This window comes from Tenacibaculum soleae (assembly GCF_030549005.1).
Classification (GTDB): Bacteria; Bacteroidota; Bacteroidia; order Flavobacteriales; family Flavobacteriaceae; genus Polaribacter; species Polaribacter soleae.
This window is the reverse complement of the sequence record NZ_JAUOSW010000004.1, coordinates 227924-251827: the sequence shown is the minus strand read 5'-3', so window position 1 is coordinate 251827 and position 23904 is coordinate 227924. Positions and strand designations below refer to the sequence as shown.

Below are 23904 nucleotides of genomic sequence, written 5' to 3'. Positions count from 1 at the left end.
CTCAAATCGTATGAAATCTCAAGAAATAAGATCAAAATTTTTAGAATTTTATAAATCTAAAAACCATAATATAGTTCCGTCTGCACCAATGGTATTAAAAAATGACCCTACTTTAATGTTTGTTAATGCAGGGATGGTACCTTTTAAAGAATATTTTTTAGGACAAAAAAAAGTTGTAAGTAGTAGGGTTGCCGATTCTCAAAAATGCTTGCGTGTTTCTGGAAAACATAATGATTTAGAAGAGGTTGGTAAAGATACGTATCATCATACATTATTTGAAATGCTTGGAAATTGGTCTTTTGGTGATTATTTTAAAAAAGAAGCCATTGCTTGGGCTTGGGAGTTACTTACTGAAGTATATAAAATAGATAAAGACATTTTATATGTTACTATTTTTGAAGGCGACGAAAAAGAAGGATTAAAAAAAGATACTGAAGCTTATGATATTTGGAAACAATACATCGCTGAAGATCGTATCTTATTAGGTAATAAAAAAGATAATTTCTGGGAGATGGGAGCGCAAGGACCTTGTGGACCTTGTTCAGAAATTCATATAGATATCCGCTCTGCGGAAGAAAAAGCAAAAGTATCGGGTGCATCACTGGTTAATTTAGATCACCCACATGTTGTTGAAGTATGGAACTTAGTTTTTATGCAGTACAACCGTAAAGCAAACGGAAGTTTAGAAAACTTACCATCAACACATATTGATACCGGTATGGGATTTGAACGTTTATGTATGGCATTGCAAGGTGTGCAATCTAATTACGATACGGATGTATTTACACCGATTATTAGAGAAATCGAAACCATTACAGGTGTAAAATATGAAGATACTACCGTTTCTGGAGACGAAACTGACATTGCAATTCGTGTTATTGCCGATCATGTTCGTGCTGTAGCATTTTCTATTGCCGATGGTCAGTTACCAAGTAATACTGGGGCTGGTTATGTTATTAGAAGAATATTAAGAAGAGCTATTCGTTATGGTTTTACTTTTTTAAACCAAAAAGAGCCTTTTATCTACAAATTAGTAGAAACGTTAAGTGCACAAATGGGAGATGCTTTCCCTGAAATAAAAGCACAGGAACAGTTAGCGCATAATGTTATTAAAGAAGAAGAGCATTCTTTCTTAAAAACATTAGAACAAGGTTTGCTTTTATTAGATACGATAACTGCTAATGCTGCTGATAAATTAATTTCTGGAAAAAAGGTATTTGAACTAAAAGATACTTATGGTTTTCCTGAAGATTTAACGGCTTTAGTTTTATCTGAAAAAGGATTTAGCTACAATGAAGAAGAATATAAAACAGCTTTAAAAGAGCAACAAGATAGAGGAAGAGCTGCAACTGCGATTGAAACTGACGATTGGAATGTTTTAATAGAAGATGATGAGGAAGAGTTTATAGGTTACGACACTTTAACTGCCGATGTTAAGTTAACACGTTACAGAAAAGTAACTACAAAAAAAGATGGCGAGCAATACCAATTGGTATTTAATATGACACCTTTTTATCCTGAAGGTGGAGGGCAAGTTGGTGATGTAGGTTACATAGAAACAGCTAACGGTGATGTTATATATGTAGTTAACACTAAAAAGGAAAACAACCTTATTATTCACTACACTAAAAACTTACCTAGTAATTTATCTGAAAAATTTAAAGCTGTTGTAAACAAAGAAGCTAGAAATTTATCTGCTAGTAATCATACTGCAACGCATTTATTACATCAAGCATTACGTACTATTTTAGGAACACATGTTGAACAAAAAGGATCATTAGTAAGTCCAAAACACTTACGTTTTGATTTTTCTCATTTTTCTAAAGTAGATGCTAATCAATTACAAGAAATAGAAAACTTTGTAAATGCTCGTATTCGTGAAAATCTTTCTTTAGTTGAAAGAAGAAACATACCAATGCAACAAGCTATTGACGAAGGTGCTATTGCTTTATTTGGAGAAAAATACGGAGATTCTGTAAGAGCTATTAAGTTTGGGCAATCTATGGAGTTATGTGGAGGTACTCACGTAGCACAAACTGGTGATATTTGGTATTTTAAAATTAAATCTGAAGGAGCTGTTGCTTCTGGAATCAGAAGAATTGAAGCGATTACAAATGTTGCTGTTGGAAATTATTTTGAGGATGTTGAACGTAACTTTTCTGCGGTAAAACAATTATTAAAAAATCCTAAAGATGTTGCCAAATCTGTAAATAGTTTACAAGATGAAAATGCAGCTTTAAAAAAGCAAGTAGAGCAATTATTAAAAGAAAAAGCTCAAAACTTATCTGGTGAATTAAGAAATCAATTACAAGAAGTAAATGGAGTACAGTTTTTAGCAACTAAAGTAGATTTAGATGCTAACGGAATTAAAAACTTAGCTTTTGCTTTAGGTAAAGAGTTTCAAAACTTATTTTTATTCTTTGCTTCATCAGAAAAAGCTGACAAAGCAATGTTAACATGTTATATTTCTAAAGAATTAGCTGCAGAACGTGGTTATGATGCTGGAAAAGTAGTTAGAGAACTAGGAAAACTGATTCACGGTGGTGGTGGTGGACAAAATTTCTTTGCTACTGCTGGTGGTAAAAACCCAGGCGGAATTCCGAAAGCTTTAGAAAAAGCGAAAGACTATATTGTTTAATCATAATACAAACAATACTTTATAGCAGCTAAAAAATTATAAATAAGTTTAGCCCCGATTGAAGCGTTTGTTTGAGCTCTTTTTTGATTTTTCTTCAAAAAAAGCGAGTGCGTAAAGCGGGAAATTGCTTCAAATAAAAATAATATTAAAAAGGTTCAAAGATTTAATTCTTTGAACCTTTTTATTTTCCACTTAAGCCTGTTTAAATTTGATTTAAAAAATGTTTTGTAGCTAAAAAAAAGAATCGTCAAACTGAATTTATTTCTGTTTCACCCCCTAATTTGCTTTAGTTATTATCTTTATGCGATGCTGAATTAAATTCAGCATGACGAGAACTTAGTCTATATTTAATATTAAATAGGCTCTTAATTTAATGCTTTTTTATAAGTTGCAATCGCTCTTTCTCTTGCTAGTTTATGTTCAACCATTGGTTGTGGGTATGTTAGTTCATCAAAATCTTCAACCCATTTTCTAATATATTGTAAATCTTTATCAAACTTTTTTAACTGTGCTTCTGGATTAAAAACTCTAAAATACGGTGCCGCATCGCAGCCTGTACCTGCTGCCCACTGCCAATTTCCATTATTTGCAGATAGCTCATAGTCTAATAACTTCTCAGCAAAATATGCTTCTCCCCAACGCCAATCAATTAACAAATGTTTACACAAAAAACCTGCTGTAATCATTCGTACACGATTGTGCATATAGCCTGTTTTATTTAGTTGTCGCATACCTGCATCAACCATTGGATATCCTGTTTCTCCTTTGCACCATTTCTTAAACTCTTCTTCATTATTTCTCCAAGGAACAACATCATATTTTTGACGAAAATTATTAGTTACCACTTTTGGAAAATGAAATAGAATTTGCATGAAGAACTCTCTCCAAATCAACTCACTTAAAAAAGTAGCATTAGTGTTTAAAGCAAAACGCACCATTTTACGTACACTTACCAAACCAAAACGAAAATACGGTGATAAGTAAGATGTTTTATCTTGCGATGGAAAATCTCTTACAGTATCATACTCATCTAAATTTGATAAATTATATGGTTTTACTTTGATAGAACTTTCTTGAAAACCTATTGTTGCTAAACTTGGAAAATCGGCATTGAATTGATGAAAATTATGAAACTCAATTTTATATTCTTCTGTGTCTTTTTGTTCTGAAAAATGCTGCAACCATTTGTTTTTATAAGGAGTAAAAACAGTGTAAGGCAAACCATCGTTTTTTACAATTTCAGTTTCTTCAAAAATTACTTGGTCTTTAAAAGTTTTAAACTGAATATTTTTAGACGCTAAAACCTCATCAACTTTCGTGTCCCTTTTAATAGCATAAGGTTCGTAATCTTTATTTGTATAAACAGCTTCAATTTGATAAACATTAGATAACTTTTCCCAAACCTCAATAGGACTTCCTTTTTCAATTAATAACGAAGATTTTTGTAATTTTAATTTTTCATCAATCGTATTTAAAGCTCTGTAAATAAATGAGATTCGTGCATCATCTTTAGGCAGTTTATCTAAAATTTCTTCATCAAAAATAAATACAGGAATTACTTTACTTCCAGCTTTTAAAGCTTCTGATAAACCTTTGTTGTCTTCTAATCGTAAATCTCTACGAAACCAAAAAAAAGATATTTTACTTTCCATTAAATAGTTTTTCTAAAGTTACAAAACGATGCTCAAAAATCCCTTTTAATTGTTTTTTTATAAATATTGCTTGCGCTATATGTCCTAAAAAACCAAACGGAATTTTATATGAAATTTTATCTTCCATTAAGGTTTTTCCGTTTGGCAATTCTTTAAACCAATGTTCATGATGCCACATTTTGTATGGCCCAAAACGTTGCTCATCTATAAAAAATTCTTTGTCTTTTACTTGAGTGATTTCTGTTACCCAACTCAATTTAACCCCTGGTAAAATTCCAACTTTATAAGTGATTATTTGGCCAGCATATGCTCTTTTATCAACTTTGGTTGTTATTTTAAACCCCATGTGAGGTGGCGTTATTTTTTCTAAATTTTCTGGCGAACTAAAAAAGCCCCATGCCTTTTCTAAAGAAACATCTATAGTTTGTTTGGCTGTTAGTGTATAAATACCAGAGTGTTTTTTAAAATGAATCATTTTATTGTTTTTTCATCCAGATTTGATCTGAGTTTAATTGAAAGCTTCCTACGAAATTAAAATTACATTCTTCAGGAGCTAATATCGAAAGAAAGAACTCTTGATTTTTCCTTTTGTACAAATGATATAGCTCTCCAACAATTGGTTGAAAATTAAACTTAGCATTATAAATAATCTCGTTGTATTGATGCTGCTTTTGTAAAGCGTTATACTGCTCTTTTATTTCATTAAAAATCGTATAAAATTGAGAATTTGCTTTTTTAATTTGTTGATTTTTCCAGTTTACAGCATTTCCTGCTTTTATTGCCGGAGCTGTAAAACTAGTTGCATACGGTTTTAAAAACGCATCATAAGTATTAGTATCACTGTTAAAAACTACATTGTCTGGTTTTTTTTCCATTTATAATAGTTTTGTAATTTTTGAACTCATAGGCTTTGTGGCTGAATAGAAAACGTCAATAAATCTTCCCTCTTCATTTACTAAATACTTTTGAAAATTCCATTTTACTGAAGAATTCATTTTACCGTTCTTACTTTTTTGTGTTAACCATTGGTATAATGAATGTTGCTTATCTCCTTTAACATCAATTTTTTCGGTCAGAGGAAAATCTACGCCGTAATTTAAACGACAAAATGATTGTATCTCTGACTCTTTCCCTGGTTCTTGACCACCAAATTGGTTACATGGCAAACCTATAACTACTAATTTATCTTTGTGCTTAGCATACAACTCTTGTAAACCATCATATTGCTTTGTAAATCCGCATTTAGAAGCTACATTAACGAATAATATTTTTTTTCCTTTGTATTGGTTAAGATCTAATTGTTTCCCATCAATTCCTTCAATCTTTATATCATACAAAGACTCTTTAGATGCTACAGTTTGTGCGTTTCCTAAAAAACTAAATAATGCCATAAGTATAGTTATTTTTAATGTTTTCATTTATTTAAGTGCTATTTTTTCTATTGATAGTTTAAAATTTTCATTCTTTTTATTCCCTATCAGAATAGCTATTTCGGTTATTGTAGTTGCCGAAAAATTGTCAACATTTAATTTATAACCTCTAAAAGAAGCATGAAATTTATTTAATGGCAACTCTATTTCTTCTGTACTTTTTGATGTTTGAAAAGATTGGATGTACCAAAAGCGCTGATTATTTTTAGCTTTAATTCTAAACTGATATTTTTTACCGTCTCCTTTTAGCTTGAGAACAACTTTAGTTTTTTTCGTATTAAAATTAATATTTAGAGGTAATCGAGTCATTGCAAATCCACCATTATTATCTAAAGAAACATTACCAGAAAAAATCATCTTTTTTTCTTCATCAAGCTTCATTGAAGAGTTAGATACTCCTCCCATAACGTCATCATTAGTTATGTACCAATTTTGGTTACTACTATTTTTATCAAAAATTATAATTTCATCATTCATACATAAAAAAACACTAAGTATTACCAACCATTTCATTTGCTATTATTTTACATTTTAACACTTACAATTCCTGCATCTAAAGGAATAATTTGACCTGTAATTGAACCCGCATCGTCTGACAATAAGTAACAGGCTAAACTTGCTACTTCTTCTGGTTTTAAATACTTTTTTAACGGATGCCTATCTTGCATACTTTCTTGCTGTTTTTCATTTCTTAATAAACGAGCTGCTAACGGTGTGTCTGTTACTGTTGGCGCAATTGCGTTAAAGCGGATTTTTGTTGCATATTCTGCAGCTAATGATTTTGTTAACCCTTCTACCGCTGATTTACTTGTAGCGACACTTGCATGAAATGGCATTCCTAAAGATGTTGCTACAGTACTAAACAACACCACACTACCATTATTTTTCGATAAATTACTTTCGTATGCTTTTAGCGTTTTAATAGCTCCAATAACATTAATTTCAAAATCTTGTTTAAAATCAGCTTCTTTAAGTCGAGTAAATGATTTTAAATTAATACTCCCAGGACAATACACAAGGCCATGAACCTCGTCTACAGCAGGTAATTCATCTTCCAAAACATCACATGAGTAATGTTTTACATTTACGTGTTCTTCAGGTACGGTCCTACTAATATTTATAATTTTATGAGTCTCTTTTAATTTGCTCACAACTGCTTTTCCTATACCAGAACTACCTCCTACTAAAACTATAGTCTTCATAATCTCCCTTTTAATCTTTTCTCAACTTTCTGTTTAATTAATGTAATACGTTTCATTATATCCATTAATTTTTTGTCGCTACTATTCTTGTAAATTTCATTTATCGCTAAAACTATTTCTTTGGCTTTTCTTGAGGCTAATATTTTTTCATTTCTTGTTCTAAAAGATTTGTAATTTTTTTCAAAATCTAATGCTTGTTCTACTAAATTTACTGTACTCATTTTAAATAATTTTGAAGTTCTACAATTTTCTCTGAAGTATTAAAAACACCTCCATAATAACAGGTTAGCGTAGATGATGCATTATCTTCTACCCCTCTGGATGAGACACATAAATGTTTCGCATCTATTATTACTGCAACATTTTCAGTATTTAATATTTCTTTTAATTCTTTTGCAATTTGATTTGTTAAACGCTCTTGTACTTGTGGGCGTTTTGCAAAATACTGTACTATTCTATTCAGTTTAGAAAGTCCTATTACTTTACCCGATGAAATATAAGCTATATGCGCTTTTCCTATTATTGGAACGAAATGATGTTCGCAATTAGAGTAAAAAGTAATGTCTTTTTCTACCAACATTTGATTATATTGATACTTGTTGTCAAACAATGCTATTTTAGGCTTATTTTTAGGATTTAATCCTGAAAAAATCTCATCTATATACATTTTTGCAAATCGATTTGGTGTGCCTTTTAAAGAATCATCATCTAGGTCTAAACCCATTGTTTTCATAATTTCTTTAAAATGCATTGCTATTTTTTGCTTCTTTTCTTCATCTGAAACTAAAAATGCATCTGGTGTCATTGGAGTATCTATACCAACAGATAAGTGATTGTCTCCTATCTCATCTGCAGACAAACCTTTATAACCATTTTTAGTAGGGATATTCAACAAAGTTTCTAGGTGTTTCATAAAGTTTAATTTTTATTTCTAAATGGTTACTAATTACTTTTCTTAACTTATTATAAATCACTACTGCTATATTTTCTACAGTTGGATTTAAATATTCAAACTCCTTGGTATCAAGATTTAAATTTCTATGATCAAAAGGCTCTAGTACCTCTCTTTTAATATGATTTGAAAGTATTTTGGTATCAATTACATAACCTGTTTCTGGATTAATTGCACCTATAATACTTACTTCTAAATCATAATTATGGCCATGGTAATTTTCGTTATTACATTTACCAAATACTTCTTTATTTTTCTCTATTGACCAGTTAGAATTATGAAGTCTATGGGCTGAGTTAAAATGCTCTCTTCTTGTAATAGCTATTTTTTTCATTTATTTTATCGCTTGGAAATCTTGTTATTACTTATATTTGTTTGTCTACTACACTTAAATCTACCTTTATTAAATATTCTTTTAGCTTGATGTTTTGTAGCCCTACCTTGTACTCTTTTTCTCCAAAGCTTAAAGCTTGAAAGCTTCAGTTCTTTTCTCATTAAAGCAATTACTTCTTGCTCTTTTAATCCGAATTGAAACTTAATAGCATCAAAAGTAGTTCTGTCTTCCCAAGCCATTTCAATAATTCTATCTATCTCTATTACTGTCATAAAAATGATTTTGAGTTGTTTTTCATTTTAAATTCACACATACACTATCAATAACTATTATTTCAGAATCTTCTACTCCTAATTTTAAAAATCTAGAAAGTACTAATAAAACTTATCTAAGCATACTTAATTAAATTACGCTATTGCCTTACAATATGTTTTTTTAAGATTCTATAACTTTCATTTATAACCTCTGGATCAGTTCTCATACCATAAATTAAATCAGATGCTTTTTTTCTCGAAATTTTCATATCAACAATAGGATTTGGATACTTATCACCTAATTCGAAATCATATAATTTTTGTTCTAAGAAAGTCATTTTAAAAGGCTCATGTTTAAAAGCTAATGGTAAATTTTTTAACTCAGGTACCCATTTTGTTATAAACAAAGCGTCTGAATCATGAGTTAAGCCATTTTTTATAGGACTATATATTCTTATTGCATTAATACCTGTTTCACCCGCTTGCATTTGTAATTGAGGAAAATGAATACCTGGTTCAAAATCTAAAAACAATCTAGATAAATGTTTAGATGCTTCTTGCCAAGGTTGCCATAAATTATGCGTAAGAAAAGAAACTAACATTGCGCGCATTCTAAAATTTAAATATCCAGTAGCTACTAAACACCTCATGCATGCATCTATAAAAGGAATACCTGTATTACCTTCTTCCCAGGCTTTTATATAACTATCTGAAATATTTTTTTTGAGTTTCTTATAACCTTTATTTAAACTTTCGGTTTCCATAACACATTCCATTTCAAATTTTTGAATAAAATGAGCTTGCCAGCATAACCTTGATATAAACCCGTCTATAGCACGTTTGTTTGTAGCCGTAGCTTTTACTTGTTTTGCTTTCTGATAAATTTCTCTAATTGAAACATTACCCCAAGCAATATAAGGAGACAACCTACTACAACTTTCTCTTGCTTCGGTTGGTTTAGAAATATATTTAGCATAGTTTTTATATCTAGTATTAAAAAAACTATTTGCATATTTTAGCGCAAAATTTCTACCTCCTTTTTGAAAAAGAGTCTTATTATCGGTTAATAAACTTACCGTTGTTAACTCTTTAAAGAGCTCATCTATTTCTTGTGAACTTATAAAAACTGATGGTTCTGGATTAAAATCAAATTGCTTAGAATTCATATAAGTCTCCCAATCTTCTTGCCAATTATCTCGATTTTCTCTTCCTCTAAAAACACCATTATGTACATTCTCTACCCAATTGATAGTGTTATTTCGGCAAAACCTTTTTACTACTTTATCTCTCTCGTAAGTTTTTAAAATACCTGTTTCTATGTGTGAAAAAATTTCTGTGATATTTAATTTTAACAACGCATACCTAAAGAAAGATAAAACCTCAGATTGAACGGTTAAAACTTTTGTCTTGTACTGCTTTAAGTTAGTATTAAGATCTACTAAAGACTGTTTTATAAAGTTCCAATGTCGCTCAGAATAATGTAAATCTTCTTGTAAACTATCTTCAAAAATATAAACAAACAAAACTCTATTTTTTGAGCTTATAGCATTAAAAATAGCTTCATTATCGTTTAAACGAAGATCTCTTTTTAACCATACTACAGATATTTGCTCTTTATTTTTCAATTCAATATTTTAAGTTGAATCAAATATACGAAATTTTGTTTAATGTTTTACTTAAAAAAATAAACAAAATTTAATAATCACTGATATTCAACTTAATAGCAGCTGATTTTTCTAAAATCTTAGTAAAATCTTGAGTTTTTAATTGCATCTTGTTAAGCAAGCTATACATCATGCGCATTCTATGATTTTTTTCTAATAACGGTTTATTAGCATCTAAAAAGTTCCAATATAAAGTATTAAACGGGCAAGAATCGTTATCTGTTTTTGTTTTATAATTGTAACTGCATGATTTACAGTAATTACTCATTTTATTAATATAACTAGCACTAGAAACGTAAGGTTTTGTTGCTATAGAGCCACCATCTGCAAACTGACTCATTCCCCTAGTATTTGGTAGCTGCACCCACTCTACAGCATCTACATACACACCCAAATACCATGCATCTACTTCATCAGGATTAACACCTAACAATAACGCAAAATTACCTAGAATCATTAAACGCTGGATATGGTGTGCATATGAATTTTCTAACGAGTTTTTTAAAGATTGCTTTAAACAATTCATTTTGGTATTACCTGTCCAATAAAACTTAGGTAATTTTGCTGTATTATTAAAGAAATTTTTTGTTTTAAAACCCTCTCCTAATTGCCAATACATACCGCGCATATATTCTCTCCATCCTAAAATTTGTCTAACAAATCCTTCAACTTGTGAAACATGAATTGCTTCATTCTCATAAAATGCTGTTTCTACAGCTTCAACAACTTCTTTAGGACTAATTAATTTTATATTTAAAGCAAATGATAATTTTGAGTGAAATAAAAAATCTTGAGAAGTGTGCATTGCGTCTTGATAATCACCAAAAAAAGGCAACAAATAAGTACAGAAATAATCTAATTGAATTAAAGCTTGCTCCCTTGAAATTGGGTAATTAAATACTTTATTAACTTTTCCAAAGGTTTCAATTTCAGCATTGGTTATCTCCTTTATAATATCAGCACAATTATTATTAGGCTCATAAGGCAACGGAATTAATTCATCTTCGTTCCATTTTTTTCTATTTAAAGCATCATAATTCCACTTACCTCCAATTGGCTTTTGATTTTCTATTAAGACATTGTGTTTTTTACGCATGTATCGATAAAAATCTTCCATTACCGTTTTTTTTCTACCTTCTGAAAAACTAACTAATTCTTCTCTTGATGTGTAAAAATGCTCTGTATCAAAAACCTCAATTGATATAGACAATTTTGCGAACTCTTTTTTTAAATAACTATCCAAACGATGCTCATCGGGCAACTGATACTGCACCTTAGTAATTTGATGTTTATTAATTAAAAAGATAATATTATCAATGAAATTTTGTGAATTATGAGTATCCGATATTTTAAAATACTCAACATTAAACCCTTTAGAGGTTAGCTGATTTGCAAAATTTCTCATTGCTAACAAAAAGCCAACCAACTTTTGGATATGATGTTTAACATAGTTCGCTTCTTGTTTTAATTCAAACATTGCATATACAACATGCTCTTCACGCTCTTTAAACCAACTATGATTTTCATTTAATTGATCTCCTAAAATAATTCGTAATACTTTATTCATCTAAAATTTATCCATTTATTCGTAAACTCTCTGTTAACATCATATGTATTTGCTTGCCAAACCACATCAAACTTTTTTTGTTGAGCACTATTTCCTACACCAGCGATATACATCCAATTTCCATAATTACTATGAGGGTCATAATCAAGTAATATAGATTCAAAATAAGCTGCTCCAACTCGCCAGTCTTGATTTAATTCATGTATAAAATAAGACGCTGTATTTTGCCTTCCTCTATTACTCATAAAACCTGTATATTTTAGCTCAATCATATTGGCATTTACAAAATCACTAGCTGTTTTTCCATCAATCCAACTCTGAATTAATAAAGCATCTTTTGTAGAATTTAAAATTTCTTTATCCTGAATTCCGCCGAGAGTAAATATTTTAATCCCTTGATAACGTGCCGTGTGCTTAAAAAAATCTCTCCAAAGCAGTTCTAAATAAACCCAATAAGTTGAATCATTTTTACCTACACTTTCTTCAAACCCCTTCAACTCCCAATAAATAGTCTTAGCACTTACAGAGCCATTAGCTAACCAGCTTGATAATTTGGTACTATAATTTGCACCTAATAATTGATTTCTGGTTTGCTTATAATTTAAAACCGCTTCTGTTTTAAAAAAATAAGATTTTACACGTTTTATGGCTTCATTTTCTCCGCCTTTAAAAGGAAATGCAGAAAAAGATGGCGTTTTAAAATGTGTGGTTTTTGGGAATTTTAAATTCGACACACATAGTCTTTTTTGCTCTGGAATCTGGTATACCACATTTTTTTCAACCTTTAATTTCTTTTCAACTATTTTTCTAAAAGAGGAAAATGATTTTGGAATTCCGTTTTTAAAAACAGCATCAATTTGTGATGGATTATACAAATACTGGTTTGAAACTTTTAATACTTGTGTTTCTTCAGAAAATTCTTTTAAAACTTTTTTTTCAGTTTTTCGCTCATCAAAAGTAGAATCTTCTTGAAGTACTATATTCTTAACCAAAAACCTACTTTTTAGTTTTTTTAACTCACAAATTATTGATTTAAAAAAAACTAATAACGGAATATTATAAATTGCTAAGTTTTCTTCAAGCTCAATTAATGTTTCTATTAAAAAAGAAGTTCTAAACTTTCCAGTTCTAACAAAGGAATATTGCTTTTCAAAAAGCACATCATCAAAAATATAAATAGCTATAATATTTTTTTGAGTAGCAATTGCTTTTTTAAGTAGTTCATTATTATTTATCCGTAAATCATTACGAAACCAAACTAAAGTACATTCTTGCTTTTCCTGCATCTCTTACTACAATACTTAACATATTCCCAATTTTTTTCCCATTTTTTTCTCCAAAAAAAAGGTAACTCACATACTTTACATATTTTAGATGGCAAATGTTGTTTTTTCAAAAAAAATTATTTGGATAAAAAACGTATAAGTTCTTTAAAAATTAAACCATGAAAAGGAAGTACAGCATACCAATACACTCTACCAAGTATACCTTTAGGTCTAAACACTGCTTTCTGGTATAAAATATCATTTTCAATTTTAAACTCTAACCAAGCCTCACCTGGAAGTTTCATTTCTGCAAAAAGAAGCAACCTTTTACTTTTTTTATCAGCTAACAATACTCTCCAAAAGTCTAAAGCATCTCCTGGTTCTAATTCTGTTGGATGCCTACGCCCTCTTCGTAAACCTACACCTCCAAATATCTTATCTATATACCCTCTTATTTTCCACAAGCCATTAAAGCTATACCATCCATTTTTACCTCCGATAGACCAAATTTTGCTTATTGTAAGGTCTTCGTCTGTGATTTTTACAGAACGAATGTCTTTAAAACAACCATACTGTGGCATTTGAATATGATCAGACAATTGGTCTTTAAAAATACCGCTACTAATTGCATCTTTCCAACTTGATACAACAGCGTTTTGTTCTATTCTTTGAAATGCTAATTTTACTGCTTCTTTATAACAAATAGGCTTTATATCTAAAAGTTGATTAATATTACTCGCTTTAGCAATTACTTCAACCTTCATACTATCCACTAATGCTTGTGCCAAATTAAATGATGTTGATGTAACGAAATACAACCAATACGATGATAATTTTGGAGTTAACAACGGTAATGTAAAAATGTATCTTTTAAAACCTCTTACTTCTGCAAACTGCAAAAGCATTTGCTTATAAGTAAGTATTTCTGTGCCACATATATCAAAAGACTTATTGTATAATTCTTTATTTCCAACCGCACGTTCTAAAAAAGCTAACACATCTCTAATTGCAATTGGCTGTGATTTAGTATTTAACCATTTTGGAGTAACCATTAATGGTAATTTCTCTACAATATCTCTAATAATTTCAAAAGATGCACTACCACTACCTACAATAATACCAGCTCTAAATGTTGTAAGTGCGTATTTTTTTGATTGCAAGTTCTCCTCAACCTGAAAACGAGAAGCTAAGTGTTTAGATAAAGAACTATCATTAACAATACCACTTAAATATACAACTTGCTTACAGTTCGTTTTTTCAACTAAGTTTTTAAAATTTTTAGCGCAACGTTGTTCTAAATCCTCAAAATTAATAGCATCAGTTGCCATTGAATGTATTAAATAATAGGCAACATCTATATCTGAAGGAAAAACAACATCCTCGGTGTTTAAAAAATCTACTTTTATAAACTCAATGTTTTTTTTATATTCTATTTCATCAGGAACTCGATTTAAATCACGCACACAACACACCAATTGATGTCCTGCTTCTTGCAATTTTAACACCAATCTTTTAGCTATATAACCTGTGGTTCCTGTGATTAGAATTTTCATTTATTTTGGTCTTTGATATGATAATCGTTTATATTTCTCTGCAACCATATAGGTATCTAAACCATTTACTGCTGCAATTTTCTCTTTTGATAGATTTAAAAAACCATCTTCTGAAAGCATTGAATCTTTAAAATACAAATCGGTTACTTCTCCTAAAACCAAAATAGTTCCGTTTGCTTTTATATGATATTCTTCTAGAAATTTCATTCCTATTTGCAAAGGTGACTCTGTTACGTATGGAGCGTGAAAATTATCTTTATATTCTGGTGATAAATCAGTTTTATCAAATTCTGATATTCCTGATTCATATTTCGCTGATGTATGGTGCGCATCTTCAATTATACTTTCACAAATTGCATTTATAGTGTAAAAACCTGTTTTTTTTATATTGTCGTATGTGTTACGAACTACTGTGGTAGGACGTAATACAAATCCTAAAATTGCAGGACTAGAACCATAATGAACCACTGAACTAAAAACTGCCAAATTTGTTACTCCATCTTCAGATTTCGTAGCAATAAGGTTTGCTGGTTTATAACCAGAAATACTGTTCATTAAATTAATTTTGTATAGATGCCCCATCTCATCTATTGCCGCTCTAGATAAATGCATTATATATTTTTATAATTATTAATTTTAATATTTGTAGCTTTTAAATCGTGCATTAAATTATACAGCCCAAAGAATGTTCTGTTAATGTAAATAAAATGCTTTGAGCCTCTATTTCCATTCATTTTTTTCAACTCTGTACTTTTAGAATATTTCTCGCCTAACGCTGCTATTTTACCGAAGAAATTTTCATCAGAAAAATCAAATTCTTCTTGTTGAAACGGCTGCGTAAATAAAGATAGCATCTCATAAAACAATTCTTTAAAAAAGATTATTTCTTCCTCAGTATCATCCTTTCTTAAAATTTCTAATTCATATAACTTGCTTTCAAAAAAAGCTGGATTATCGATATTATCTCGCACTGCTAATTCGAAATATGGTACATAAAAACTTTGAGGAACCTCTTTCATACACCCAAAATCAATAACAATTAGATCGTTTTCTGGTGAAACCAAAAAATTACCAGGATGAGGGTCGGCATGTACTTTTTTTAAGACATGTAATTGGTACATGTAAAAATCCCATAATGCTTGTCCTAACTTGTTTGACGTTTCTTGATTCAATCCTTTTTGGGTAAACTCAGAAAGGTGAACGCCATCCATCCAATCCATCGTTAAAATTCGATCAGAAGAGAATTCTTCGTAATACTTCGGAAATTTTAAGTTTGGTATCTTATTACATGCATTTGCTATCTCATTACTTTGAGCTAATTCTAGTATATAATTAGTTTCTTCTAATAATTTATTTTCAACCTCTTTAAAATACTCATCAGAACCTTCACCCTTTATATTAAACATTTTCATTGCAATTGGTTTTACCATTGCTAAATCGGTAGAGATACTATTCGCAACACCTGGGTATTGAATTTTAACTGCCAATGTTTTATTGTTTACTGTAGCTCTATGCACTTGACCGATACTTGCCGCATTTACAGATGCTACTGTAAACGTATCAAAAACCTCTTCAGGTGTTTTCTTAAAATATTTTTGAAATGTTTTTACAACTAAAGGACCAGAAAGAGGCGGAACTGAAAATTGCGATAATGAAAACTTTTCTACATAAGCGTTTGGCAACAAGCTTTTTTCCATGCTTAGCATTTGCGCTACTTTTAATGCCGATCCTTTCAATTCTTTTAAACCGTCGTAAATATCAGTTGCATTGTCTTCATTTAATTGATTTCGTGCTTCTTCTTCACTTTTTGTTATTTTATTTCCATAGTATTTAGCATAGTTTACTCCTACTTTAATTCCTGTAGTAACTAATTTGGTTGCTCTTTCTATTTTAGATGTGGGTATTTTGTCTAGCCTTTTCATACAGATGCTCCTTTTTCTTTCCACAAAAACTTTGCTAAATCTATTACACTCTTTACAGGTGCAATTTGCTGAATATCAAAACTCGCTTTAACCGATTTTTCTATAAAGACATCCGTTTTCTCAAAGTTTGATGACTCATCATCAATCCAAAATTTCAGCACCATTAATAACTGAATCCAATAACCTTCTGAGATTGTTTTATCTTGAATTTCGTTTACTTTATCATTCTTAAAATCTATTTTCTCTAAACTAATACCACTTACAAAATGTACAAACTCTGTTCGTAATTTTTTTAACATTGATAATTTTGAAAAGTTTGATTTTACATCTTTAAACTGAAACAAAACGTAAGATCTGTTTGCTGTTAACAATTCAAAGAAAGTATAATAGAAGCTTAGTAATTTATCTTTTGATGAATACTCTTTGTAAGCTTCGGTCTTATGCAATAAATGAATTGTTTCTTTTGCAAAAATTGCGAAAATTGATTTTTCTAAACTTTCAAAACTTGAATAGTGCTTGTAAAACTCTGACTCTTCAAAATTATTATCTTCTGCAAATGAATAAATAGAAGATGGTTTTCCTGATATTAAAACTGAGTTCATATACCATTCTACTATTTTCTCTTGGGTAATATTCTTTTTTTTTGCCATAATCTTAATTATTAAATACGATATACGCGTTTAAACTTGTTGCAATAGTCATCCATATTAAGTACGGAAGTATTAGTAATGTGAATAATTTTAATCTTTTTAAGTGTTCAAACGTAAAATAGCCGATTAACAACCATAATAAGGTGATTGAAATTAGGGCAACAATTGTTAATTGCTGGTTGAAAAAAAAGTAATTCCAACTTACATTTAAAATCCACTGAGTTGTATATAGTAGAAGTAATTTTTTATCTAAAATTTTATACTCGAAACTTAATTTGGTCATATAAAATGAAAACAATAACATTATCGTTGTCCAAGCCGCTCCGAAAACCCAACCTTCGGGTGTCCATGGTGCTTTATTTAAAGAAAGATACCAATCTTTTTGAGGGCCATTTTCCATTAACAATGTTCCTATGCCTAATGCTAAAAAATTAACTACTAGAAATAATAAAAACCGTATATATTTATTTTTGTTCAAACTTTTTAATTTTTAAATAATTGAATATCAATTGTGCTGAAAACAACATGCTAAATGCGTAAAAAACATCTTCAAACGGAATTGTAAACAATCTAAAATTTAAATTCTCAGCATTGTTATACCAAACAACTGGTTCATCTATAAAGCTTCCTGTTAAAATTCCGTTTACGATTAAAAATGGAATTAAGATGACTAAAAAACTAGGAAAATACTCTTGTAATGTTGTTAAATGATATCTTAATCCGTAAAAAATTAATACTAAAAAGAGTATAAAGTTTATCGTTGTATATAGTTTTCCGAAATTAAAAATCAATAAAACTAATGCTGTAAGAATCAATAAAAAACTGATAATTATTGCCGCCCCTTTAGATAATTTGAATTTGGGTACTAAATATTTCAATACTTCATGAGTAAACAAACAAGCGTAGGGAATACAAAAGAAAAACAACCATTCTTCAATAGGCATTTTAAAAATTTCTATTGATAAATGATAATTTGAATTAAATCCCCAAACTCCGTATTTTGTAAACAATCCGTCCCAAATTAAAAAAGGAATTGCAACCAATAATATACTTATAAAAGCTTGTTTAAAGTATTGAATAAAATGGAATTTTTTTTCAATTATACTATACAATAACGGAATACTTAAACTACCTAATGTTAATATGAGATATAAATATTGACTCATTGTCTTTTTTTAAAATATTTAAAAGGTACAAATAACATTCCGAAACATTCACCATCTGGTTTACCTAAATGTTTATGGTGAATTTTGTGTGCTTTTCTTAATCCTTTTAAGTATTGATTATTGGTGTTTTTAAACCATTTAAATCGTCTATGAATTAAAACATCATGTACTAAAAAATAGGCTAATCCATATAATAAGATACCCAACCCTATGAAAAACATGTAATTTAGTTCCGGTCTAATTCCAAAATAAAAAAGCATAATACTGGGCGTTGCAAATACTACAAAAAAGGCGTCATTTTTTTCAAAAACATGTGGATATCCTGGCTGATGATGATCTTCGTGTAAAAACCAACCGAAGCCATGCATTATGTATTTATGGGTACACCAAGTAACTCCTTCCATTATTATAAACACAGCTAGTGTAATTAACATGTAGTAAAACAAAATCATAGTGAAGTATTTTTAATGATAAATTTATCTAAATAATCAGAGCTATCTTTCTTTTTAAGCATTATTTTTAAGAATGATTTATCTTCTTGTATTTTTTTATTATATCCTAAAATTTTAGGAGTTTTTTCTTGTATAACTAATCTAACATATCTTAAATGGATATTGTTAGGATGAGTTTTAATCAACTCATCTAACCTCTTCTTTTCTTTGTTAAAAATACTTAATTTACTCCAAGGAAAAGTTTTATACTTTGCTCGTTTCATTTGTAGTGAAATTACATATGCTTGTATATTTATGTTTTTTTTTTCTTGATATGTTTCAATATACCTCAACTCATCTTTTTTAGATAAGACACTATGATATTTAACAACATAATCTGGGGTGACATCTTGATAATTAACTAAAAAAAAACATAACAGTAATAAAAAATTTAAATTCATTAAATTAAATTTAGTTTATACTTTACATAACTTCTGGCTAGTAAATTTAGCTTCATTGAATTTGAAATACGCACTCTTGTTTCCATAATTTCGGTATGATGTACGGCTTTTAATTTTTTTAACAATCTATTATAATATCGGTAAGCCATATATACACCAAACTTTGCTTCAACAGGTAATTTTAAAATTCCGTTTTTAAAGGCATATTCAAAATCTGCTTCAATATCTTTTATAATTTCTTCTTTTGATTGCTGGTCAAAATCACCAAAATTCACATTTGGAAAATATGAACGATTTAACTCTTCAAAATCATCTTTTAAATCACGTAAAAAATTCACTTTTTGAAACGCAGATCCTAACCGCTGTGCTGCATCTTTAAGCTCATCATATTTTTGTTGATTTCCATTAACAAAAACCTTTAAACACATTAAACCAACAACATCTGCTGAGCCATAAATATAGTCCTTATACTCATCTTCTGTTTGATATTCTGTCTTATACAAATCTGCCTTCATGCTTTTTAAGAAAGCCTCAACCATACTATTTGGTATATTATATTTATTAACGGTATGGATAAAAGAGTTTACAATAGGGTTTAAACTAATACCACTTTTTTTAGCTGAGTAGTAATCGTTTTCAAACGCTAATAATAGCGTCGCTTTATCAAATTCATGAAAAGAGTCTACAATTTCATCAGCAAACCGAACAAAGCCATAAATATTATAAATTGCTCCTCTAATACTTGGTGCTAGCATTCTTGTAGCCAACGAAAAAGATGTACTATAACTTTTTGTCACAAGCTTACTACTTGCATAAGAAACTTCATCAAACAGTTGTTTTTTCATAATTAATGGTGGTTTTTAATAATTAAATCTGAAGCAATTTTTCCTGAAATTAATGACGGAGGCACTCCTGGTCCTGGCACTGTTAACTGCCCTGTAAAAAATAAATTATCTACTTTTTTACTCTTAATTTTTGGTCGTAAAAAGGCTGTTTGTGTCAAGATATTTGCCAACCCATAAGCGTTACCTTTGTATGAATTATAATCTTTTACAAAATCATTTACACAAAAACTTTCTTTGAAAATTAAGTGTTCTTTTACAGATTGACCCGTTAACTTTTCTAACCTTTCGATAATTAAATTAAAATATTTTTCTCTAATCTGAGGTGTGTCTTCTATTCCTGGTGCAAGTGGAATTAAAAATGTTGCAGCTTCTTTACCGCTTGGCGCGAAAAAATCATCTGTAATTGATGGGAAACTAGCATAAAACAATGGTTTTTTTGGCCAACTCGGATTATCATAAATTGTTCTTGCATGCTCATCGAAATCTGTATCAAAAAACAACGTATGATGACATACGTTTTCTAGTTTTTTATCAAAGCCAACATAAAACAACAATGAAGAAGGTGCAAATATTTTTTTATCCCAATACGATTCAGAATACTGCCTAAATTCTTTTGGCAATAATGTTTCAGTGTGATGATAATCTGCACCACTTAAAACTATATCTGAGTCTACAAATTCATTATTTACAATTAAACCAATTGACTCGCCTATTTCATTTACTACAATTTCCTGAACGTTTGCGTTAGTTTTAAATACTACACCTAAACTTTTTGCTAAAGTTTCCATAGCATCAATAACCTCATACATACCTCCTTTGGGATGCCAGGTACCTAATCCAAAATCAGCCCAATTCATAAAATTATAAAAAGCTGGTGTATTACTCGGTTTTGCACCTAAAAATAAAACCGGAAATTCTAAAATTTGAATTAATCTTTTACTTTTAATTTTTTTTCTGACTTGCGTTCTTATACTTGAAAAAAACTGTGTTATTTTACCAATAGTTACAGGAGTTACTAATTCTAAAGGTGAAACTCCTGGTTTATAAACTAAATCATTTATTGAAACATCATAATTATACTTTGCTGATTTTAAAAAAGACTTTAAATGCTTTGAACTACCTTTTTCTTCAGTTTCGAATATTTGATAAATTTCTTCTAAGGTACTAGGAACTGTTACTGAATCTTGTTTATCAAAATATACTTGATAAGCAGGTGTTAATTTTTCTAATTTATAATAATCTGAAGGCTTTTTTCCAAAATCAGCAAAAAATTTCTCAAAAACATCTGGCATCCAATACCAAGTAGGCCCAATATCAAAAGTAAAACCTTCTTTTTTTAACTGTCTAGCTCGACCTCCAATTGTATTATTTTTTTCTAATACAACTACATCAAACCCTGCTTTTGCAAGATAACATGAAGCTGATAAAGAAGAAAAACCCGAACCTATTATATATACTTTTTTTTTCAATTTTGAAGTTTTTTAAATATAGTAAAAAAACACAAGCAATATTACACTTGTGTTTTTTTTATTTTTTATGGTAGTAAAACAGTATCTACTGCATGGATAACCCCGTTAGTTCCTTGTACATCTACTACAGAAATCATTACCGATTGCCCTGACGCAGTATCTAACTTAGCACCACTAGAAAGATCTACTGTTAGCATGTTTCCATCAAACATAGTTATCTCTTGGTCATCCGTTAATTGTGATGATTGCACATTACCACCAGCGAAAACATGATACCTTAACACTGCATCTAAAGTTGCTATAGGAATATCTCCCAAACCATTCCAAGTATCATTTGAATCTAACAAAGCTTGAAAAGCATCATTTGTTGGTGCAAATACTGTGTATGGACCATCGGCGCGTAATAAAGCAACAAAATCTGTTGTATGTCTGTCATCTGTTAAAGCTGCAACTAAAGTTGAAAAACCTGCATTATTTAACGCAACAGTTACAATATCAGCTGGTAGCATTACTTTATCAATCACATGAACAACACCATTTGTTGCCATTATATCTATTGCTACAGGCTTAGCGTCTCCGTTAAACTCAACCCCTCCAGTTACCTCTACTTGAAGTGATAAGTTTTTAGTATCTGGTCCGGTTGCCAACGTATTTACATAAGTATCTGATAAATCACTAGACATTACTTTACTCCCTAAAACATGATATAACAATACTGATTTCAAAGTTTCAACAGGAATATCATCTAATGAATTCCAAGAGCTATTCGAATCTAATAAAGCTTGAAAAGCATCATTTGTTGGCGCAAATACTGTAAAAGGCCCATCTGCTTGTAAAGCCGATACTAAATCTGCTTTTTGTAAAGCAGCTACAAGTGTTGACAAATTTGAATTTGTAATTGCTAACTCTGTAATATCTTGAATTACCATTGGTAACATAACAGCATCTACAACATGAACAACTCCATTTGTTGCTTGTAAATCTGCAGTTGTAACAGCTACTGACTGGCCTGCTTCTGTAATTAATTCTACTCCGTTTGATAAATCAATAGTTACATTAACATCTGCTAAAGTTGATATTTCTTGTCCATCTGACAAATCACTTGAAAAAGCTTCAGCTCCTACCACATGATACAATAAAACTGACTTTAATGTTTCTACTGGAATATCGTCTAATGAGTTCCATTCTGGTTTAGAATCTAACAATGCTTGAAAAGCATCATTTGTTGGTGCAAATACTGTAAAAGGCCCATCTGCTTGTAAAGCTGATACTAAATCTGCTTTTTGCAGAGCCGCAACTAATGTTGTAAAGTTATCATTTCCTGATGCTATTTCCACAATACTATCAAATAAAGGTGACATTAACATCACATCATCAATTATATGTATAACACCATTAGAAGCTTGAATATCTGCTGTTGTAACAGCTACTGATTGCCCTGCTGCTGTAGTTAATTTTACTCCGTTGCTTAAATCAACAGTTACAACACTTGTTTCTACTGTTGTTATTTCCTGTCCATTTGATAAATCACCAGAAAAAGCTTGTGCGCCTACTACATGATACAACAACACTGATTTTAAAGTTTCTACTGGAATATCTTCTAATGAATTCCAAGAGTTATTAGAATCTAAAAGCTTCTGAAAAGCATCATTCGTTGGTGCAAAAACAGTAAATGGACCATCACCTTGCAATATTGAAACTAAATCTGCTCTTTGCAAAGCCGCAACTAATGTTGAAAAGCTATTGTTAGCAGATGCTATCTCTACAATACTCATGAATAATTGATTTGGCAACATTACTTCATCAACTACATGTACAACACCGTTATCTGCTAACACATCAGCTTGAACTACTGATACTGACTGACCTGAACCAGTATTAATCATAACACCTGAAGATAAATCTATTGTAATATTAGCCCCATTTAAAGTTGTTATTTCTTGATTGTTTGATAAGTCAGTTGAAAGTGCTTGCGCTGAAACCACATGGTATAAAAGCACTGCTTTTAATGTAGCATCTGGAATATCTTCTAACGAATTCCATGAATTATTTGAATCTAATAACCCTTGAAATGCCTCATTTGTCGGTGCAAAAACGGTAAAAGGACCATCGGTATCTATTGCTGAAACTAGATCTGCTTTTTGCAGAGCTGCTACTAAAATACTTAAATCTGTATTTTTTGACGCTATCTCAACAATACTCTCTCTTTTCGGTATAGAATCATTATCGTCATCACACGATGTAAACGTTGTTAAACCTACAAAAAGGCTTAGAAACAAGACTGATAAACTTTTGAATTTCATAATTTTAAAAATTAAATTAATGCTTACTCTTTAGTTTTTTATAGTTTGCTTTTCAGCTACCGCAAACACTTTTTGTTTATTGTTTTATCTAAAAAGATAAACAGTTTGATGTTTGATCAAAAAAAATGATTGTTAGAAAATAAATT

The 23904-nt window shown here is 30.1% G+C and carries 26 protein-coding genes; 1 reads left to right on the top strand and 25 read right to left on the bottom strand.

Annotated features, from left to right (window positions below; genetic code table 11):
• The first annotated feature begins 10 nt into the window (after nucleotides 1-10).
• Nucleotides 11-2638, top strand: coding sequence for an alanine--tRNA ligase (alaS, locus tag Q4586_RS07660; protein ID WP_068702839.1), 2628 nt, complete (start codon nucleotides 11-13; stop codon nucleotides 2636-2638).
• A 365-nt stretch (nucleotides 2639-3003) separates the two neighbouring features.
• Here alaS and Q4586_RS07655 read toward each other — a convergent pair whose 3' ends face one another.
• The 25 genes from Q4586_RS07655 to Q4586_RS07535 form a co-directional block, all read right to left on the bottom strand.
• Entirely contained in the window at nucleotides 3004-4290 is a 1287-nt protein-coding gene (locus Q4586_RS07655) for a cryptochrome/photolyase family protein (RefSeq protein WP_303528046.1), read from the bottom strand.
• Entirely contained in the window at nucleotides 4280-4765 is a 486-nt protein-coding gene (locus tag Q4586_RS07650) for an SRPBCC family protein (RefSeq protein ID WP_303528043.1), read from the bottom strand. The genes Q4586_RS07655 and Q4586_RS07650 overlap by 11 nt, the downstream gene beginning before the upstream one ends.
• A gap of 1 nt (nucleotide 4766) precedes the next feature.
• Nucleotides 4767-5165 (bottom strand): DUF2452 domain-containing protein, encoded by a 399-nt coding sequence (locus Q4586_RS07645; RefSeq protein WP_068702832.1) that lies wholly within the window; start codon nucleotides 5163-5165, stop codon nucleotides 4767-4769.
• Entirely contained in the window at nucleotides 5166-5681 is a 516-nt protein-coding gene (locus tag Q4586_RS07640; protein WP_438273385.1) for a glutathione peroxidase, read from the bottom strand. It lies immediately after the preceding gene.
• 27 nt (nucleotides 5682-5708) lie between these two features.
• Complete coding sequence (locus Q4586_RS07635) at nucleotides 5709-6233, bottom strand: CIA30 family protein (RefSeq protein WP_303528035.1); 525 nt, start codon at nucleotides 6231-6233, stop codon at nucleotides 5709-5711.
• A gap of 11 nt (nucleotides 6234-6244) precedes the next feature.
• Nucleotides 6245-6922 carry an SDR family NAD(P)-dependent oxidoreductase gene (locus Q4586_RS07630; protein WP_303528032.1) on the bottom strand — a complete coding sequence of 226 codons (678 nt, stop codon included), beginning with the start codon at nucleotides 6920-6922 and terminating at the stop codon, nucleotides 6245-6247.
• Nucleotides 6919-7143 carry a hypothetical protein gene (locus Q4586_RS07625; RefSeq protein WP_068702828.1) on the bottom strand — a complete coding sequence of 75 codons (225 nt, stop codon included), beginning with the start codon at nucleotides 7141-7143 and terminating at the stop codon, nucleotides 6919-6921. The genes Q4586_RS07630 and Q4586_RS07625 overlap by 4 nt, the downstream gene beginning before the upstream one ends.
• Nucleotides 7140-7835, bottom strand: coding sequence for a GTP cyclohydrolase I FolE (gene folE, locus Q4586_RS07620; protein ID WP_303528028.1), 696 nt, complete (start codon nucleotides 7833-7835; stop codon nucleotides 7140-7142). Before folE ends, Q4586_RS07625 begins: the two co-directional genes overlap by 4 nt.
• Entirely contained in the window at nucleotides 7798-8208 is a 411-nt protein-coding gene (locus Q4586_RS07615; RefSeq protein ID WP_303528026.1) for a 6-pyruvoyl trahydropterin synthase family protein, read from the bottom strand. Before Q4586_RS07615 ends, folE begins: the two co-directional genes overlap by 38 nt.
• Nucleotides 8209-8213: 5 nt before the next feature.
• Nucleotides 8214-8480 carry a TIGR03643 family protein gene (locus Q4586_RS07610; RefSeq protein ID WP_068702825.1) on the bottom strand — a complete coding sequence of 89 codons (267 nt, stop codon included), beginning with the start codon at nucleotides 8478-8480 and terminating at the stop codon, nucleotides 8214-8216.
• A 140-nt stretch (nucleotides 8481-8620) separates the two neighbouring features.
• On the bottom strand, nucleotides 8621-10087 hold the full coding sequence (locus tag Q4586_RS07605; RefSeq protein WP_303527991.1) for a cryptochrome/deoxyribodipyrimidine photo-lyase family protein: 1467 nt from the start codon (nucleotides 10085-10087) through the stop codon (nucleotides 8621-8623).
• A 70-nt stretch (nucleotides 10088-10157) separates the two neighbouring features.
• Nucleotides 10158-11693 carry a cryptochrome/photolyase family protein gene (locus Q4586_RS07600; RefSeq protein WP_303527988.1) on the bottom strand — a complete coding sequence of 512 codons (1536 nt, stop codon included), beginning with the start codon at nucleotides 11691-11693 and terminating at the stop codon, nucleotides 10158-10160.
• Entirely contained in the window at nucleotides 11690-12979 is a 1290-nt protein-coding gene (locus Q4586_RS07595; RefSeq protein ID WP_068702816.1) for a DASH family cryptochrome, read from the bottom strand. Before Q4586_RS07595 ends, Q4586_RS07600 begins: the two co-directional genes overlap by 4 nt.
• Nucleotides 12952-13089, bottom strand: coding sequence for a DUF2256 domain-containing protein (locus Q4586_RS07590; RefSeq protein ID WP_084443058.1), 138 nt, complete (start codon nucleotides 13087-13089; stop codon nucleotides 12952-12954). The genes Q4586_RS07595 and Q4586_RS07590 overlap by 28 nt, the downstream gene beginning before the upstream one ends.
• Before the next feature lie 6 nt (nucleotides 13090-13095).
• Nucleotides 13096-14511, bottom strand: coding sequence for an SDR family oxidoreductase (locus Q4586_RS07585; RefSeq protein ID WP_068702814.1), 1416 nt, complete (start codon nucleotides 14509-14511; stop codon nucleotides 13096-13098).
• The gene (locus Q4586_RS07580; protein ID WP_068702812.1) at nucleotides 14512-15123 is read right to left on the bottom strand and encodes a flavin reductase family protein; all 612 of its coding nucleotides are present in this window, start codon (nucleotides 15121-15123) and stop codon (nucleotides 14512-14514) included.
• Nucleotides 15123-16433 carry an ABC1 kinase family protein gene (locus tag Q4586_RS07575; RefSeq protein ID WP_068702810.1) on the bottom strand — a complete coding sequence of 437 codons (1311 nt, stop codon included), beginning with the start codon at nucleotides 16431-16433 and terminating at the stop codon, nucleotides 15123-15125. Before Q4586_RS07575 ends, Q4586_RS07580 begins: the two co-directional genes overlap by 1 nt.
• Nucleotides 16430-17083: a TetR family transcriptional regulator C-terminal domain-containing protein gene (locus Q4586_RS07570; protein ID WP_068702808.1), complete on the bottom strand. Its 654-nt coding sequence runs from the start codon at nucleotides 17081-17083 to the stop codon at nucleotides 16430-16432. The genes Q4586_RS07575 and Q4586_RS07570 overlap by 4 nt, the downstream gene beginning before the upstream one ends.
• 4 nt (nucleotides 17084-17087) lie before the next feature.
• Entirely contained in the window at nucleotides 17088-17561 is a 474-nt protein-coding gene (locus tag Q4586_RS07565) for a TspO/MBR family protein (protein WP_303527977.1), read from the bottom strand.
• Nucleotides 17548-18249 (bottom strand): lycopene cyclase domain-containing protein, encoded by a 702-nt coding sequence (locus Q4586_RS07560; RefSeq protein WP_303527975.1) that lies wholly within the window; start codon nucleotides 18247-18249, stop codon nucleotides 17548-17550. Before Q4586_RS07560 ends, Q4586_RS07565 begins: the two co-directional genes overlap by 14 nt.
• The gene (locus tag Q4586_RS07555) at nucleotides 18246-18701 is read right to left on the bottom strand and encodes a sterol desaturase family protein (RefSeq protein WP_068702804.1); all 456 of its coding nucleotides are present in this window, start codon (nucleotides 18699-18701) and stop codon (nucleotides 18246-18248) included. Before Q4586_RS07555 ends, Q4586_RS07560 begins: the two co-directional genes overlap by 4 nt.
• Nucleotides 18698-19141, bottom strand: a complete 444-nt coding sequence (locus Q4586_RS07550; protein WP_303527973.1) for a hypothetical protein — start codon at nucleotides 19139-19141, stop codon at nucleotides 18698-18700. The genes Q4586_RS07555 and Q4586_RS07550 overlap by 4 nt, the downstream gene beginning before the upstream one ends.
• Entirely contained in the window at nucleotides 19141-19986 is an 846-nt protein-coding gene (locus Q4586_RS07545; RefSeq protein ID WP_303527971.1) for a phytoene/squalene synthase family protein, read from the bottom strand. The genes Q4586_RS07550 and Q4586_RS07545 overlap by 1 nt, the downstream gene beginning before the upstream one ends.
• A 2-nt stretch (nucleotides 19987-19988) precedes the next feature.
• Nucleotides 19989-21455 carry a bifunctional phytoene desaturase/3,4-desaturase gene (crtID, locus tag Q4586_RS07540; RefSeq protein WP_303527968.1) on the bottom strand — a complete coding sequence of 489 codons (1467 nt, stop codon included), beginning with the start codon at nucleotides 21453-21455 and terminating at the stop codon, nucleotides 19989-19991.
• 65 nt (nucleotides 21456-21520) lie between these two features.
• Nucleotides 21521-23758, bottom strand: coding sequence for a fasciclin domain-containing protein (locus tag Q4586_RS07535; protein ID WP_303527965.1), 2238 nt, complete (start codon nucleotides 23756-23758; stop codon nucleotides 21521-21523).
• Nucleotides 23759-23904 lie beyond the last annotated feature (146 nt).